Origin of the sequence: Pseudomonas sp. Q1-7, assembly GCF_028010285.1 — a bacterium.
Lineage (GTDB): Bacteria > Pseudomonadota > Gammaproteobacteria > Pseudomonadales > Pseudomonadaceae > Metapseudomonas.
In genome coordinates this window covers 2,955,100-2,970,319 of sequence record NZ_CP116304.1, presented here as the reverse complement: position 1 = coordinate 2,970,319, position 15,220 = coordinate 2,955,100, and the positions used below count along the sequence as shown (strand labels likewise).

Sequence of the window (15,220 nt, the reverse complement as noted above, 5' to 3'; positions counted from 1 at the left end):
GGGAGAGCCAAGATGCAATTGAGCAATCCGTTCCTGCAGAGCCTCGGCGTCGAACTGGTCCACTGGACCGGCGGCGAGGCCACGTTTCACCTGCCTATCCAGGCGCGCCACCTGAACCGCCAGGGCATGCTCCACGGCGGACTGGTCGCCACCCTGCTGGATGCGGCCTGCGGCTATGCGGGCCTGCATGCCGCCGAGGGCGAGGAGGAGGTCCATGGCGTCACCGTGATGCTCAACATCGCCTACCTGAAAGCGGCCCGCTCCGGGACCGTGATCGCCTGCGGCAGGATCAGCCGTAGCGGGCGCAGCCTGTATTTCGCCGAAGCCACGCTGACGACCGAGGGCGGCGAGTTGCTGGCGACCGCCCAGGGCACCTTCAAGCAGGGAGGGGCGCGCCATGCTGCGTGACGCCCTGCGAGGCCTGACGGTGGTGGATTTCACCCAGATCGCCGCCGGGCCCACCTGCACCATGCTGCTGGCCGACATGGGCGCGCGGGTGATCAAGGTCGAGGCGCCGGAAGGCGACCTCGGGCGCAGCCTGGGGCCGGCCTGGGTCGGCGAGGACAGCGCCCTGTACCACGGTTTCAACCGGGGCAAGCAGGGCCTCTGCCTCGACCTCAAGCAGCCGGCGGCGCTGGCCGTTGCGCAACGCCTGGTGACCGAAGCCGACGTGCTGATCGAAAGCATGCGGCCCGGCGTCATGGCACGCCTGGGACTGGGCTACGAGACCGTGGCGGCGCTGAATCCGGCGCTGGTCTACTGCTCCATTTCCGCCTACGGCCAGCAAGGGCCCTACGCGGACCGTGCCGGGGTGGATGGCATCCTCCAGGCCGACTCCGGCCTGATGAGCCTGATCGGCATCCCCGGCGCGCCGCCGTGCAAGGTGCAGGCGCCGGTGGTGGATGTGGTGACCGGCTACATGGCGTGCATGGCCATCCTCGCCAAGCTGCAGGCGCGGCACCGGGACGGGCTGGGCGGTCATCTGGACGTGAGCCTGATGAATTCGGCGCTGGCCCTGCAGCAGTCGTCCATCAGCAGCTACCTGCGCGACGGCGAACTGCCGACGCCCATCGGCAGCGCGGCGCCCTATTCGGCACCCAACGAGGCCTTCCAGACAGCGGATGGCTGGCTGATGGTGGCGGCCTACAACGGCAACCGCTGGGAGCGGCTGTGCGGGGTGCTCGGCCACCCCGAGTGGACGGACGATCCACGCTTCATCAGTTCTGCCCAGCGCGTGGCCCATCGCGCCGAGATGCAGGAGGCGCTCACCGCCGTGTTCCGTACCGAATCCTGCGCGCATTGGCTGGAGCGGCTTCGCGCGGCGGACATCCTCTGCGCCAGGGTGGCCGATTACCGTGACCTGCTGAACCATCCGCAGATCGCCGAGAACGGTATGTTCGCCAGCATTACCCATCCGCGCCATGGCCTGCTGCGGGTGCCGGGCTTCCCGGTGAACAGCGCCGAGGCTGCCGAGCAGCCCTACCTGCCGGCGCCGGACAAGGGCGAGCATTCCCGCGAGCTGCTGGCGGAGATGGGTTTCAGCGAGCGGGAAATGGCGGACATGCTGGAAAGCGGCGCAGTGATCGCGGCGTAGGAGGGGGCTGGGCCAAGCCGAATGCTGCGTGGCGTCAGGTCCGCTCGTTGGGTTTCGCGTCGCTCTACCGCAACCTGCGAAAAGCCCTATGCGGTGTGCCGTGTACGGCGCGCCTGCTCCAGCAGCCACTGGCGGAAGGTGCCCATGTCTTCACTTTCCGCCCGGTGTTTCGGGGTCAGCAGGTAATAGGTGTAGGCGCCCATGTCCACCGTCTGCGGGAAGGGCCGCACCAGGGTGCCCTCGCGCAATTCCTTTTCCACCAGGAACAACTGGGCGATGGCGATGCCCTGGCCGCCGGCTGCCGCCGCGTAGGCCATGGACGAACTCTGGTAGGTCATGCCGGCGCGGGCATCCACCGCACTCCCGATACCCGCCGCCTGCAGCCAGTGACTCCAGTCATCCGGGCGGGCGATGGAATGCAGCATGGTGTATTCGGCCACGTCCGCCGGCTCGTGCAGGCCCGGGCCGAGCTCCAGCAGGGCCGGGCTGCACACCGGAGCCAGCACGTTGTCGCTGAGCGCGTAGCAGTTGCAGTTGGGCCAGTCGCCGGCGCCGAGGCGGATGGCGGCGTCCAGGTCCTCCTTGTGAAAGTCCACCGGGTCGAGGGACGCGGTCAGCAGCACTTCGATCTTCGGGTTCTCCTGGTGGAAGCTGGCCAGGCGCGGGATCAGCCATTGCATGGCGAAGGTGGTATAGGCGCGCACCTTGATCTGCCGGCGCTTGGTGGGGCGCTTGAGCTTGCGGGTGGCACCGCGCAGGTCTTCGATGATGCGCGCCACTGCCTTGAAGTACTGCTCGCCAGCCGGGGTGAGGGTGATCTGGCGATGGCCGCGGGTGAACAGCGGCTGTTCCATGTAGTCCTCCAGGGTACGGATCTGCCGCGATACGGCCCCGGGGGTGACGTTCAGTTCATCGGCGGCGAGGGTGATGCTGAGGTGCCGGGCTACGGCCTCGAAGGCGCGCACGGCGTTGAGCGGCGGCAGTCTGTCCATCTGCGGATCTTCTTCTTGGAGTCGTGAAGGGCGCGGAATCTTACTCTAGTTCTGATTGAGTAAATCTCAAGCGAAAGCCCTGATTTTCTCGTTTGTCGCGGCCTCCGGCGCCTTTCTAGCATCGGCCTCCGGACTTATCACAACAACAAGAGAGTACCGCCCGATGACCACCCCGAAACGGGCCGATGCCTTCGGCTCCCAGGTCTTCCTTGCGCTCTGCGGAATCACCGCCAGCAGCGTCGTCAGCGCTGACGTCCTCACCGACTCCAGGGCCAGCCTGGAACTGCGCAACGTCTACTTCAACCGCGACTTCCGCCAGGAGGCGGCCGCCCAAAGCAAGGCCGAGGAGTGGGCCCAGGGCTTGCTGCTGCGCTATGAGTCGGGCTTCACCGAGGGTCCCGTCGGCATCGGCATCGATGCCCTGGGCTTGCTCGGCGTGAAACTGGACTCCAGTCCGGCGCGCAGCGGCACCGGTCTGCTGCAGGTCGACCGCGAGAAACCCAATCGCGCCCAGGACGACTACGGCGAACTGGGGCTCACCGCCAAGCTGCGAATCGACGACAGCCTGCTGAAACTGGGCACCCTGCAACCCAAGCTACCGGTTGCCTTGTCCAACGACAGCCGCCTGTTGCCGCAGACGTTTCGCGGCGCCTGGCTGAGCAGCACGCACATCCGCGACCTGACGCTCGACCTCGGTCGGTTCGACCGGATCAACCTGCGCAACTCCTCGGATAACGAGGCGATGCAGGTGTTCAGCGGTGGCGCGCGCAACATCGTCCCGGGCCGCAGCAGGACCAGCGACGCGCTGGACTTCGCCGGCGCCAGTTACCGCTGGACCCCGAACCTGAGCAGCAGCTACCACTACGCCGCGCTGGACGGTATCTACCGCCAGCACTATTTCACCCTCGGCCACCACCTGGACCTGGGCGCGGCGGGCTCGCTGAAGTCGGACCTGCGCGGGGCGCGCAGCACGGACGAGGGCGGCAGCAACGTCGACAACCGTGCCTTCGGGGCGATGTTCACCTACAAGCGTGGGCCGCAGTCCTTCGGCCTTGGTTACCAGCAAATGAGCGGGGATACCGGTTTCGCCTACGTCAATGGTGCCGACGGCTACCTGGTGAACCTGGTGCAGGTGAACGACTTCGGCAACGAGGACGAACGCTCCTGGCAGGCGCGCTACGACTTCGACTTCACCGCCCTGGGCCTTCCCGGCCTGACCTTCATGACCCGCTACCTGTCGGGCGATGCGGTGGAACTGGCCGGACGGGCGGAGCAGGGCGAGGAGTGGGAACGGGACACCGACCTGGCCTACGTGGTGCAGGGCGGGCCGTTGAAGAACCTGGGCCTGAAGTGGCGCAACGCGACGGTACGCAGCAATTTCGGGCCGGATATCGACGAGAACCGATTGATCGTCACCTACACGGTGCCGCTCTGGTGATTTGAGTTCGATCTAGGGTGGAAGTCGCTCTTTACTTCCACCATGCGTAGTGGAGCTGGGCATCACTGGTGGATGAGAAGAGCGCCATCCACCCTACGAAAGCATCGATAAACAACACCCCGCACGAGGCGGGGTGTTGTTTGGGAGCAGGCTTCAGAGCCGGATGATCACCGATTTGAGCTGGGTGTAGTGGGAGAGGGCGTCGATGCCCTGTTCGCGGCCGTAACCGCTCTGCTTGAAGCCACCGCAGGGCGTCTGCACGAAGCCGCCGCTGTATTCGTTGACCACGATGCGTCCGGCCTCCAGGCCGGCGGCCACCCGGTGCACGCGGCCGATGTCGCGGCTCCAGATACCGGCGCCCAGGCCGAACTCGCTGTCGTTGGCCAGGTGCAGGGCGTCGGCCTCGTCCTTGAAGGGAATGACGCAGAGGATCGGGCCGAAGATTTCTTCCCTGGCCAGCGTCATGTCGTTGCGCACGCCGGTGTATACCGTGGGCTCGATGTACCAGCCGGTGCCCAGGTGGTCGCCGCTGGCCACCTTGCCGCCGATGGCGGGCTTCAGGCCTTCGCGTTCGGCGATCGCGAAGTAGCTCTGGATCTTCTCGAACTGGGCGTGGGTGGTGATGGGCCCGGAGGTGGCGTCGAAGTCCGGGCCGACGCGCAGGGCGGCGACCTCGGCCACCAGCTTCTCGACGAAACGGTCGTGGATATTCTCCTGCACCAGCAGGCGGGTGCCGGCGCAGCACCACTGGCCGCTGTTCCAGGTGAAGGCCCGCGTGGCGCCCTTGGCGGCGGCGTCCAGGTCGGCGTCGTCGAAGACGATGTTGGCGGACTTGCCGCCCAGTTCCAGGGTCAGCGGCAGGATGCGTTCGGCGGCGATGCGGCCCAGTTCCCGGCCAGCGGTCAGGCCCCCGGTGAAGGAAATCTTGCGCATCAGCGGATGGCGCGCCATCACCGGGCCGATGACGCTGCCCTTGCCGACGATCACGTTGAACACGCCGGCAGGCAGGCCGGCTTCTTCGACGGCGATGCGCGCCAGCTCGACCAGGGAGGCGGAGGTGTGCTCCGAGGGCTTGGCCACGACCGTGTTGCCGGTGGCCAGGGCCGGGGCGATGGCGCGGGCGGCCTGATGCAGCGGGGCGTTCCAGGGCAGGATGGCGCCGATCACGCCGAAGGGGTCGCGACGGGTGTAGACGTGGTAGTCGGGGCCCTGGTTGATGACTTCGCCGTCCATGACGTTGACCAGGCCGGCGTAGAACTCGAAGTACTGGGCGGTGAGGTCCATCAGCGCGGCCATCTCGCGGCCAGGTTTGCCGGTCTCGGCGCTTTCCAGCCTGCCCAGGCGGTCCTCGCTGTGGCGCACGATGCGCGCCAGCTCCAGCAGGACGCGGCCCCGTTCGGCGGGCCGCATGTCGCGCCAGGCGGGCAGGGCGTCCTGCGCGGACTGGATGGCCAGCTCCACGTCGGCGGCGCCGCTGTTGGCGACTTCGCCCAGCTTCTCGCCGGTGCGCGGGTCGAGCTTGTCGACGTAGCTCCCCTCGGCTGGCGCCAGGAAGCGTCCGCCGACGTAGCTCTCAACTTTCAAGAACATCTTCGAGTCTCCTCAGTTCAACGTCCGGGTCCTGTGTGGGGTGCCGCTCTTGTTCGTCGACCCGGGCGTGCGGGGCAGGTTCGGCCCTGGACGACACCGCTGCAAAGGAAATTTAGGCCGTAATGGCTTGAGGAAAAATCAATCGGCCGAACGGCACAGGGCCCTGATCCAGTGGGGCTTACGCTTGAGCTGGGCTCAAGCGAACCGCGCGGAAAACTCGCTTCACCGGTGCCGCGCCGCGCTGCATCGTGCTCACTCACCAGAAGAGAACGCCCTCGGGCGATCAACAACAAAAAGTGTGCTCACGGGAGCCAAACAATGAATCATGACAACAGTGTGATCGGTGGCCTCATGCCTGAATCCGCCGCCTCCACCCCCGCCGAGACCGGCCGCCGGCTGAACCGCACCGAGAAGAAGGCCATCGTCGCCGCCACCCTCGGCACCATAGTCGAGTACACCGACTGGGTGATCTACGCGACCTTCTCATCGATCCTCGCCAAACAGTTCTTTCCCGCCGGCAACAGCCTCACCGCGCTGCTTTCGGTGCTGGCGGTATTCGCCGTGGGCTTTCTGATGCGCCCCATCGGCGGCGCGGTGCTGGGTGTGTTCGCCGACCGTTACGGCCGCAAGAAGGGCCTGGCCCTGTCCATTCTGCTGATGTCCCTGGCTTCGCTGGTGATCGGCATCTGCCCGAACTATGAAAGCATCGGTATCGCGGCCCCGATCATCCTGGTGCTCGCGCGGCTGACCCAGGGTTTCTCCGCCGGCGGCGAATTCGGTTCGGCCTCGGCCTTCCTCATCGAATCGGCGCCGTCCGACCGCCGCGCCTTCGCCGGTTCCTGGCAGTGGTTCGCGATCAACGCCGGCACCCTGGTGTCCTTCCTGCTGGGATTCGGGCTGGCGTCGGTGGGCAGCGATACGGCCCTGGAAGACTGGGGCTGGCGCGTGGCGTTCATCATCGCGGCACTAATGGGCGTGATCACCCTGTGGATTCGCCTGACCGTGCGTGAAACCGAGGTGTTCAAGTCCCGCGTGGCGAAGAAGGCGGTCGAGAAGCGCCCGATCCGCGACCTCTTCACCACCCACCGCAAGGACGTGCTGCGCGTCATCGGCGTCGCCATGGCCGGCAACCTGTTGAACTACGTGTGGATGGTGAGCTACCCGTCCCAGGTGCATCTGGTCACCGGCATGTCGCTTCGTGACACCTTGCTGGCCGGTGCCATCGCAGTTGGCGTGTCGTTGCTGCTGATGCCGCTGGTGGGCATGCTGGCCGACCGCGTCGGCCGCCGCCCGGTGCTGATCGCCTTCGCCGCCGCCTCGATCCTCTGGGCCTGGCCGAGCTTCGGCCTGCTCCACCCGGGCATCAGCCTGGTCGAAGTGATCCTGCTGCAGACCACGTCCATGGTGATCCTCACCGGCTTCGGCGCGGCTTCGGCGGTGACCATGGCCGAGCAGTTCCCGGCGGAAGTACGGGTCACCGGCATCGCCTTGCCGTACGCCCTGTCGGTCACCCTGTTCGGCGGCACCTCGCCCTACCTCATGACCGCCCTTTCGGGCGCCGGTTACGGCCACCTGTTCTGGATCTACGTCGCCGCCGTGTGCCTGGTGAGCCTGGTGGTGTACATCCGCATGCCGGAGCTGAAGGGCCAGCCGCTGCGCTGATCTCCGGCAAGACAAGGCGCCCAGCCCGTTCGAAACCCATCGCTGCCGGCGCCTCCGGCCGGTGGGTTTCTGCGCTCTGGCACCTCGCGCGCTGCCGGTCGCCGGCGGCGCGGGACGCGATCAACCCTGTTGCCGCGCCGCGCGGGCGAACTCAATGAACGCCTTGAGCGCCGCCGGCACCTGCCGGCGGCTCGGGTAGTACAGGTGCAGGCCGGGGTAGTAGGGGCACCAGTCCGCCAGCACCTGCACCAGCCGGCCTTCGGCGAGGTGCGCGGCGACCATCCCCTCGAACACGTAGGCCAGCCCCGCACCTTGCAGCGCCGGGCCGACCATCAGGCCCACGTCCCCCAGGGTCAGCGGGCCGTTCACCTCGATCTCCAACTGAATGCCGCCGCGCTCGAATTCCCAGCGGTACAGGTTGCCACTGGGAAACCGGTGGCGGATGCAGGGCAGGCTGTGCAGGTCCTCGGGCTTGTGCGGCCGTGGATGGTGCTCGAAGAAGGCCGGTGCCGCCACCACCACCGAGCGCAGGGAGGGGCCGATGGGCAGGGACACCATGTCCGCTTCCAGGCGCTCGCCGAAGCGCACTCCGGCGTCGTAGCCGCCGGACACTACGTCCACCAGCGCATCGTCGCTGGAAATTTCCAGCTGCACGTCCGGGTAGGCCGCGAGGAAGCGACTGGCCAGCGGCAGCAACACCAGCTCGGCGGCGGCGCGGCCGGCGTTGATGCGCAGGGTGCCCGACGGGGTGTCGCGGAACTGGTTGAGGTCTTCCAGGGCGTCGTCGATGTCGCGAAACGCTGGGCGGATGCGCGAGTAGAGGCGCTCGCCGGCTTCGGTGAGGGCCACGCTGCGGGTGGTGCGGTTGAACAGGCGTACCCCGAGGCGCTCTTCCAGGGCGCGCAGGGCGTGGCTCAGGGCCGAGGGGGAAAGCCCCAGCTCGACGGCGGCGCGGCTGAAGCTGAGGTGGGCGGCAATGCTCAGGAAGATGTTCAGGTCGGCGGCGGATACGGGTTTCATTAATGAATCCTACTCACAGGCTCATGCCATTTTCATGGGATTATCGCAGGAGTAATGGGCTTTTAAAGTGGCTGCGACTCAAACAGAAAGCCCGCGCGGTGCGGGTTCCCACACAGGAGAGTTGCTATGCGTACCTGGTTCATTACTGGAGCTTCCCGTGGTCTCGGTGCCCTCATCGCCGCCAAGGCGCTGGAGGAGGGCGATGCGGTGATCGCCACCGCGCGCAAACCGGAAGACGTGATCGCCCGCCTGGGCGAACACCCCAACCTGCTGGCCGTGCGCCTGGACGTGACCCGCGAGGATGAGGCCCACGCGGCGGTGGCGGCGGGCATCAAGCGCTTCGGCCGCCTCGACATCCTGATCAACAACGCCGGCTACGGCATCCTCGGCGCGGTGGAGGAAACCAGCGCGGCGGAAGTGGAGCGCATCTACGCCACCAACGTTTTCGGCCTGCTCAACGTCACCCGCGCGGTACTGCCGCACATGCGTCGCCAGGGTTCCGGCCACGTCATCAACTTCTCCTCCCTGGGCGGTTACCAGGCCTATTACGGCTGGGGCGTGTATGGCTCCACCAAGTTCGCCGTGGAGGGCCTGAGCGAAGCCCTGCACCAGGAACTGAAGCCCCTGGGGATCAAGGTCACGGTGGTGGAGCCGGGCTTCTTCCGCACCGACTTCCTCGACGACCAGTCGCTGGTGAAAACCGCCCTGGAACTGCCGGACTACGACGAAACCGTGGGCGCCATGCGCCGCTTCGCCGAGGGCGCCAACCATGCGCAGCCGGGCGATCCGAGCAAGTTCGCCGGCGCCATCGTGCAACTGGTTAACGCCGCCGAGGCCCCGCAGCGCCTGCCGCTGGGCAGCGACGCGGTGCAGCGGATCGCCGACAAGCACGGCCTGGTGGAAGACGAACTGGCGGCCTGGAAGGGCCTCGCCCTGTCCACCGACTTCCACAACTGACACGCTCACGCAGGACTGACAAGGCACGCGCTGAGAGCGTGCCGTTCGGTCAGATCGCCAGACTGTCCACGACACCACCGTCCACGCGAAGCGCGGCGCCGGTGGTCGCCGAGGACAGCGGCGAAGCCACGTAGGTCACCAGGTTGGCGACTTCCTCCACCTCGGCCGCGCGCTGGATGATGGAACTGGGACGGGCCCGGCGGACGAACGCATCCACTTCCTCCCGCGCGCTGCGCCCGGATTCACGCATGGCGTCGGCGACCATCGTGGCCACGCCCTCGGTGAAGGTCGGGCCGGGGAGGATGGCGTTAACCGTGACGCCGGTGCCGGCCAGGCGCTTGGCCAGGCCGTGGGAAACGGCCAGGTTGGCGCTCTTGGTGACGCCGTAGTTGATCATGTTGGCGGGGATGGCGATGCCCGACTCGGAGGAGAGGAAGATCACCCGGCCCCAGCCCCGTTCCACCATGCTGGGGATGTACCGACGCGCCAGGCGCACCCCGGAAAGCACGTTGATCTCGTAGAAGCGCAACCACTCGTCGTCATCGGTCTCGAAGAAATCCACCTCGTTGTAGATCCCCAGGTTGTTGACCAGGATGTCGGCATGGGGCTCTGCGGCGAACAGCGCCTCGGCGCCTGCGGCAGTGCCCAGGTCAGCCACGACGCCGCGTGCCTTGCCGCCGCTGGTGGTGATAGCGGCAACGGCCTCGTCCACCGCGGCCGCGGTGCGGCCGACGATCACGACGTCGGCATTGGCCCCGGCCAGGCCGTGGGCGATACCCAGGCCGATGCCGCCGGTGGAGCCGCTGATGATGGCGGTCTTGCCGCTCAGATCGATTTTCATGTTTGAGCACCTCTCTGGGGTTTGGCAGCCGTGTTTGGCGGCCGGTGATCGAAGGGTCCTGGGCGAAATCCTAGGATCGGCGTATAAGACCGTCCATGTCATAATTCGTCAGACTTGAGTCCATGGAGGTCATATGCTGGATCTCAGACAACTCCGCTATTTCGTCGCGGTCGCCGAGGTCGAGCACGTCGGCCGGGCGGCGGAGCAACTGCACATTTCCCAGTCGCCCTTGAGCCGGCAGATCGCCCAACTGGAGGACCGCCTCGGCCTGCAACTCTTCGAGCGTAGCCAGCAGCGGCTGCGCCTGACCACCGACGGCAAGACCTTCCTGCATGAGACCAAGGCGCTGCTCAAGCACGCCGAGCGCCTGGAGTCCCTGGGACGGCGCCTGGGCCGGGGCGAAGAGGGCGGGCTGTGCATCGGCTACGTCAGCCACGCCATACACGCCGGTGTACTGCCCGAGGCGCTGCGTACCGTGCGTGAGCAGCGACCCGGCATTCACATCGCGCTCTACAACCTCTCCGCGCAGGAACAATTCGAGGGCCTGCGTCAGCGTAGCCTGGATATCGCACTGGTCTGCCAGGCACCGGCGGCGGACGATCCGGACCTGCTCGCCGCCTCGGTATTCAAGGACCCGCTGCACCTGGCACTGCCGGCGCGGCACCCCCTGGCGAAAAAAGTGCACATCGAACCGGCGGACTTGCACGGGCAGGACTGGATCATGGTCGAGAGCAACCTGCAGCAGCACGCGCGGGAGGACTTTCTCACCCGTTGCGTGGAAGCCGGTTTCACCCCGCAGATCAGGCTGGAGGCGGCCGAACCGTTGAGTGCCCTGGGCCTGGTTTCGGCCGGACTGGGACTGGCGCTGATCCAGCAGAGCATCAAGGGTGAAGGCAACGACAATGTCGTACTGCGCGAACTGGACTGGCTGGACCAGAGCCTCGAACTCTGGGCGGCCTGGCACCGCGTGGACCTGCGGCCGATCGTCGGTGATTTCCGCGAGATGGTGCTGGCGGGCGCGCAGGCCTGACTTCCTGGCCCTGATCTTCTTTGTGGTGATGGCCGCCCTGTTGGCGCTCTTCTCCAGCCTTATCGACTACCGCGAGCGCTGCTGAGGGGTTTCCTTCCATACGCCCAGACGCTTCTGCGCGGCTCCGCCCGGGTGGCGGAGCCGCGCGTTGGGGGGGCTTGGACAAAAAAGACCATAAAGGTCTCAAGCGTGTCGAATTATGACTTGGACGGTCTTATGTGCCTGACCATAGGATGAACCCACTGGAGCACGAAACCGACTCCTTCATCACTGAACCAGGAGAATCCCCATGAACCTCAAGTCTCTGATCACCCATCCCCTCGGCTTCGGCACCGCTCCGCTGGGCAACATGTTCCGCGCGGTTCCGGAGGAAGAAGTCAAGGCTACCGTCGACGCGGCCTGGAACAACGGCGTGCGCTACTTCGACACCGCGCCCTTCTACGGCGCCGGCCTGGCCGAAACCCGCCTGGGCGCCGCCCTGGCCGGTCGCCCGCGCGACCACTATGTGCTGAGCACCAAGGTGGGCCGTATCATCCTCGACGAGCTGGAAGATCCGTCCAGCCGCGAGCTGGGCGAGAAGAGCGGCCTGTTCGAGCATGGCAACAAGAACCGCATCGTCAACGACTACACCGCCGACGGCACCCTGCGGGCCATCGAGGGCAGCCTCAAGCGCCTGCAGACGGACCGCCTGGACATCGTCTGGATTCATGACATTGCCCAGGACTTCTATGGCGACGAATGGCTGGAGTACTTCGAGACCGCGCGCAAAGGGGCCTTCCGCGCCCTGACCCGACTGCGCGAGGAAGGCGTGATCAAGGCCTGGGGCCTGGGCGTGAACCGCGTCGAACCCATCGAACTCACCCTGGACCTGGAAGAGCCGCAACCCGACGGTTTCCTCCTGGCCGGCCGCTATTCGCTGCTGGATCACGAGCGCGCACTGCAGCGCGTCATGCCGAACGCCGCCGCACGGGGCGTCGGGATCGTCGTCGGCGGTCCGTACAGCTCGGGGGTCACCGCCGGAGGCGAGCACTTCGAGTACCAGAAGGCCCAGGCGCCGGTCCTGGCCAAGCTGGAGCGCATCCGCAACGTGGCGCAACGTCATGGCGTGGACATCAAGGCGGCAGCCCTGCAATTCGCCCTGGCCAATCCCGCGGTGGTGTCGGTGATACCGGGCTCGACTCGCCCGCAACACGCCAACGAGGACCACGCGGCGCTGTCCGCGGTGATCCCGGCGGCCTTCTGGCAGGCGCTGCGCGAGCAAGGCCTGATCTCTGCCCAGGCGCCGCTGCCGACCCACTGAAACCTTCTCCAGCCCGCCATTGGCGGGCCTGGAGCCCGCACCATCTTCGATCGAATTCAGGGGCCACGGCCCCGGGAGATATTTCCATGAGCAATGCCTACGCCTCCATCGAACTTCACGTGAGCGCCGACCGGGTCTGGCAACTGATTGGCGGCTTCGATTCGCTGCCGGACTGGCTGCCCTTCATTCCCCAGAGCAGCCTGAGCGAGGGTGGCCGGATTCGCACCCTGCAGAGCGTCCACGGCGACAACATCATCGAACGCCTGCTGGATTTCAGCGAAAGCGAGCGCAGCTACACCTACACCATCCTCCAGGGCCCGGCCCCGGTGCGTGACTACCAGGCCACCCTGCGGGTGATCGCCGATGGCCAGGGCGCCAAGGTCGAATGGTTCGGTTCCTTCACACCGGAGGGCGTCAGCGAGGCGGAGGCCGAGGCGCTGTTCGAAGGCATCTACAAGGATGGCCTTGCCGCACTGAAGGAAAGCCTCAAGGCCTGACGTATCCTTCGCCCCCGTCCCACTCCCTGAAAAGGAAGAGGGCAGGGGGCGAGGGGCGTGATCGGCGCCGAAGCCGAAATGACTCAGCTCAGCACGAAGTCCACCGGCTGCAGCACCGGCGGCAGCGCCCGATGACCAAGGGCGGCGAGGACTTCCCGTTCGATGGTGCGCACCAGGGCATCGGTGGGCAGGTCGTTCTCGTCGTGGCCGAAAGGGTTCTCCAGCTCGTCGCCGATGGCGTCCAGGCCGAAGAAGGTGTAGCTGACGATGGCGGTGAAGATCGGTGTGACCCAGCCCAGCGGCACGGCCATCGCGAACGGCAGCAGGGTGCAGAAGATGTAGATGGTGCGGTGCAGCAGCAGGGTGTAGGGAAAGGGCAGCGGAGTGCCCCTGATCCGCTCGCAGGTGGCTTGTGCCTCGCTCAGCCCGTTCAGGCGTTCTTCCAGGGCGATGGCGCGCCATTCGCTGATGCCTTCGCGCCTGGCCAGTCGGGTGCACTGCTGGCCGACCCAGCGCAGCACGCCGTCGGCGACATTGCGTTCCGGCGTATCGTGCAGGTGGCTCAGCCACCGTCCGGCGGCGGCGTGTTCATCTTCGTCGCGCAGCCGCGCATTCAGTGCATGGGCGAAGCCGCAGAGTCCGCGCAGCAGCTCCTCGCGCAGCGCCGGGTCCTCTATCGCCAGACTCTGGCGGGTGAAGGCGCGGATTTCCAGGATCACCCGACCCCAGGCCTTGCGGCCTTCCCACCAGCGGTCGTAGCAGGCGTTGTTGCGAAAGCTCATGAAGATCGACAGCGCCAACCCGAGCAGGGTGAAGGGCGTGGCTTCGACGCGGACGAACCACTCGGGATGCCGCGTCTCCACCAGTACGATCAGGGCCGCCAGCAGGGTGATCATCAGGCTGCGCACGGCAATGCGCCGGGCGATGGAGCCTTTCAGGGAGATCAGGATGTTGAGCAGGTTGGGTTTCGGGCGAACGATCATGCTCAGCCGCCGGTCATGTTCATGAAGCGCAGGACCTGGACGTCGTCGTTGACCTGGAAGTCGTGGCGCCAGGGTTTGGCGCGCACGGCCTCGATAATGGCCCTTTCCAGCCGCTCTGAATCGCCGGGATGGGCGCGCAGCACGGCCTTCAGGTCCGCGGCGTGTTCGTTGCCCAGGCACAGCAGCAGACGACCTTCCACCGTCAGGCGCACACGGTTGCAGCTGCCGCAGAAGTTGTGGCTGTGCGGCGAGATGAAGCCCAGGCGTATGTCCGGTGCCTCCGCCAGGCGCCAGTAGCGCGAAGGGCCCTGGGTGGACTCGGTGGACTCGACCAGCGTGTAGCGTTCGGCGATGCGGGCGCGCACCTCGTCGCTGGCGCAGAAGGTCTCGCCACGCCGGTGCTCGCTGATCGTCCCCAGGGGCATTTCTTCGATGAAGGCCAAGTCCAGCCCCCGGTCGATGGCGAAGCGCACCAGGTCGTTGACCTCGGCATCGTTGCGCCCCTTGAGCACCACGCAGTTGAGCTTGATGTGGCGGAAGCCCGCCCGCCGCGCCGCGTCGATCCCGGCGATCACGGCGGCCAGGTCGCCGCTGCGGGTCAACTGGCGGAAGCGTTGCGGGTCGAGGCTGTCGAGGCTGATGTTCAGTCGCGACAGGCCGGCGTGGAACAGCGGGCCGGCCAGGCGGACGAGTTGCGAGCCGTTGCTGGTCATGCAGAGTTCGCGCAGGCCGGGGAGGGCGGCGATGCGCCGGCAAAGCTCGACGATGCCATTGCGCACCAGCGGCTCGCCTCCGGTCAGGCGGATCTTGCGGGTGCCCAGGGCGACGAAGCGCTCGGCCAGCAGGTAGAGCTCCTCCAGGCCGAGAATGCGCTGTCGCGGGAGGAACTGCATGTTCTCGGCCATGCAGTACACACAACGGAAGTCGCATCGATCGGTCACCGACATCCGCAGGTAGTCGATCTTGCGATCGAAGCCATCCACCAGAATCCTGTCCGCCATGAGTGCCTCGTGGTCTGCCGATGGCGGAACGCTTCGCGCCATCCGGGGAGCAACGCTAAGCGGCGACGGGCGTCGCGTCCAATCGCTTGTTGTGACTGCATGATCGATGCTGTCTATCGAATGCTCACAGGGCGGTGTTTGTTGACGAGAATCCCCGTGAGGGCAGGCGATACGCGCGTTAAACCGACGCTTTCGAATCGCCACGAATGGTTTCCGGCGGCCTGGCGAGCCGAAGCAGCACCCGCCGCGGAGCGGGCCTGTCCCGTCTGATCGATACGCCCTATCAAGCCCCCTGGCAGTGGCGTGGCGGGCCGG

14 protein-coding genes are annotated in these 15,220 nt (G+C 66.6%); 8 read left to right on the top strand and 6 right to left on the bottom strand.

The window, feature by feature from the left end; all coding sequences use genetic code 11:
• The first annotated feature begins 12 nt into the window (after positions 1-12).
• Together PJW05_RS13635 and PJW05_RS13630 are read left to right on the top strand one after the other, a co-directional pair.
• On the top strand, positions 13-408 hold the full coding sequence (locus tag PJW05_RS13635; protein ID WP_271407555.1) for a PaaI family thioesterase: 396 nt from the start codon (positions 13-15) through the stop codon (positions 406-408).
• Positions 398-1,594 carry a CaiB/BaiF CoA transferase family protein gene (locus tag PJW05_RS13630; RefSeq protein WP_271407554.1) on the top strand — a complete coding sequence of 399 codons (1,197 nt, stop codon included), beginning with the start codon at positions 398-400 and terminating at the stop codon, positions 1,592-1,594. The genes PJW05_RS13635 and PJW05_RS13630 overlap by 11 nt, the downstream gene beginning before the upstream one ends.
• Before the next feature lie 86 nt (positions 1,595-1,680).
• Here the strand turns inward: PJW05_RS13630 and gcvA are convergent, their stop codons facing one another.
• Entirely contained in the window at positions 1,681-2,586 is a 906-nt protein-coding gene (gene gcvA / locus PJW05_RS13625) for a transcriptional regulator GcvA (protein ID WP_271407553.1), read from the bottom strand.
• Positions 2,587-2,749: 163 nt separating this feature from the next.
• Here gcvA and PJW05_RS13620 point away from each other — a divergent pair, with 163 nt between their 5' ends.
• A complete protein-coding gene (locus PJW05_RS13620; protein ID WP_271407552.1) occupies positions 2,750-4,024 on the top strand; it encodes an OprD family porin in 1,275 nt (424 codons plus the stop codon).
• Positions 4,025-4,177: 153 nt separating this feature from the next.
• Here PJW05_RS13620 and PJW05_RS13615 read toward each other — a convergent pair whose 3' ends face one another.
• On the bottom strand, positions 4,178-5,614 hold the full coding sequence (locus PJW05_RS13615) for an aldehyde dehydrogenase family protein (RefSeq protein WP_271407551.1): 1,437 nt from the start codon (positions 5,612-5,614) through the stop codon (positions 4,178-4,180).
• A gap of 318 nt (positions 5,615-5,932) precedes the next feature.
• On the opposite strand from PJW05_RS13615, the gene PJW05_RS13610 reads away from it, so the two are divergent.
• A complete protein-coding gene (locus tag PJW05_RS13610) occupies positions 5,933-7,276 on the top strand; it encodes an MFS transporter (RefSeq protein ID WP_271407550.1) in 1,344 nt (447 codons plus the stop codon).
• A gap of 120 nt (positions 7,277-7,396) precedes the next feature.
• Here the strand turns inward: PJW05_RS13610 and PJW05_RS13605 are convergent, their stop codons facing one another.
• Positions 7,397-8,296: a LysR family transcriptional regulator gene (locus PJW05_RS13605; protein ID WP_271407549.1), complete on the bottom strand. Its 900-nt coding sequence runs from the start codon at positions 8,294-8,296 to the stop codon at positions 7,397-7,399.
• 126 nt (positions 8,297-8,422) lie between these two features.
• Here PJW05_RS13605 and PJW05_RS13600 point away from each other — a divergent pair, with 126 nt between their 5' ends.
• Positions 8,423-9,253 (top strand): oxidoreductase, encoded by an 831-nt coding sequence (locus tag PJW05_RS13600; protein ID WP_271407548.1) that lies wholly within the window; start codon positions 8,423-8,425, stop codon positions 9,251-9,253.
• Between the two features lie 49 nt (positions 9,254-9,302).
• On the opposite strand, the gene PJW05_RS13595 is transcribed toward PJW05_RS13600, so the two are convergent.
• Positions 9,303-10,094, bottom strand: a complete 792-nt coding sequence (locus PJW05_RS13595; RefSeq protein ID WP_271407547.1) for an SDR family NAD(P)-dependent oxidoreductase — start codon at positions 10,092-10,094, stop codon at positions 9,303-9,305.
• Positions 10,095-10,227: 133 nt separating this feature from the next.
• Here PJW05_RS13595 and PJW05_RS13590 point away from each other — a divergent pair, with 133 nt between their 5' ends.
• From PJW05_RS13590 to PJW05_RS13580, 3 genes are all read left to right on the top strand, one after another.
• Positions 10,228-11,124, top strand: a complete 897-nt coding sequence (locus PJW05_RS13590) for a LysR substrate-binding domain-containing protein (protein WP_271407546.1) — start codon at positions 10,228-10,230, stop codon at positions 11,122-11,124.
• A gap of 289 nt (positions 11,125-11,413) precedes the next feature.
• The gene (locus PJW05_RS13585; protein WP_271407545.1) at positions 11,414-12,424 is read left to right on the top strand and encodes an aldo/keto reductase; all 1,011 of its coding nucleotides are present in this window, start codon (positions 11,414-11,416) and stop codon (positions 12,422-12,424) included.
• An 86-nt stretch (positions 12,425-12,510) separates the two neighbouring features.
• Entirely contained in the window at positions 12,511-12,921 is a 411-nt protein-coding gene (locus PJW05_RS13580; RefSeq protein ID WP_271407544.1) for an SRPBCC family protein, read from the top strand.
• An 83-nt stretch (positions 12,922-13,004) separates the two neighbouring features.
• Here PJW05_RS13580 and PJW05_RS13575 read toward each other — a convergent pair whose 3' ends face one another.
• Complete coding sequence (locus PJW05_RS13575; RefSeq protein WP_271407543.1) at positions 13,005-13,904, bottom strand: bestrophin family protein; 900 nt, start codon at positions 13,902-13,904, stop codon at positions 13,005-13,007.
• A gap of 2 nt (positions 13,905-13,906) precedes the next feature.
• Positions 13,907-14,905 (bottom strand): GTP 3',8-cyclase MoaA, encoded by a 999-nt coding sequence (gene moaA / locus PJW05_RS13570; protein ID WP_271407542.1) that lies wholly within the window; start codon positions 14,903-14,905, stop codon positions 13,907-13,909.
• Between the last annotated feature and the right edge of the window lie 315 nt (positions 14,906-15,220).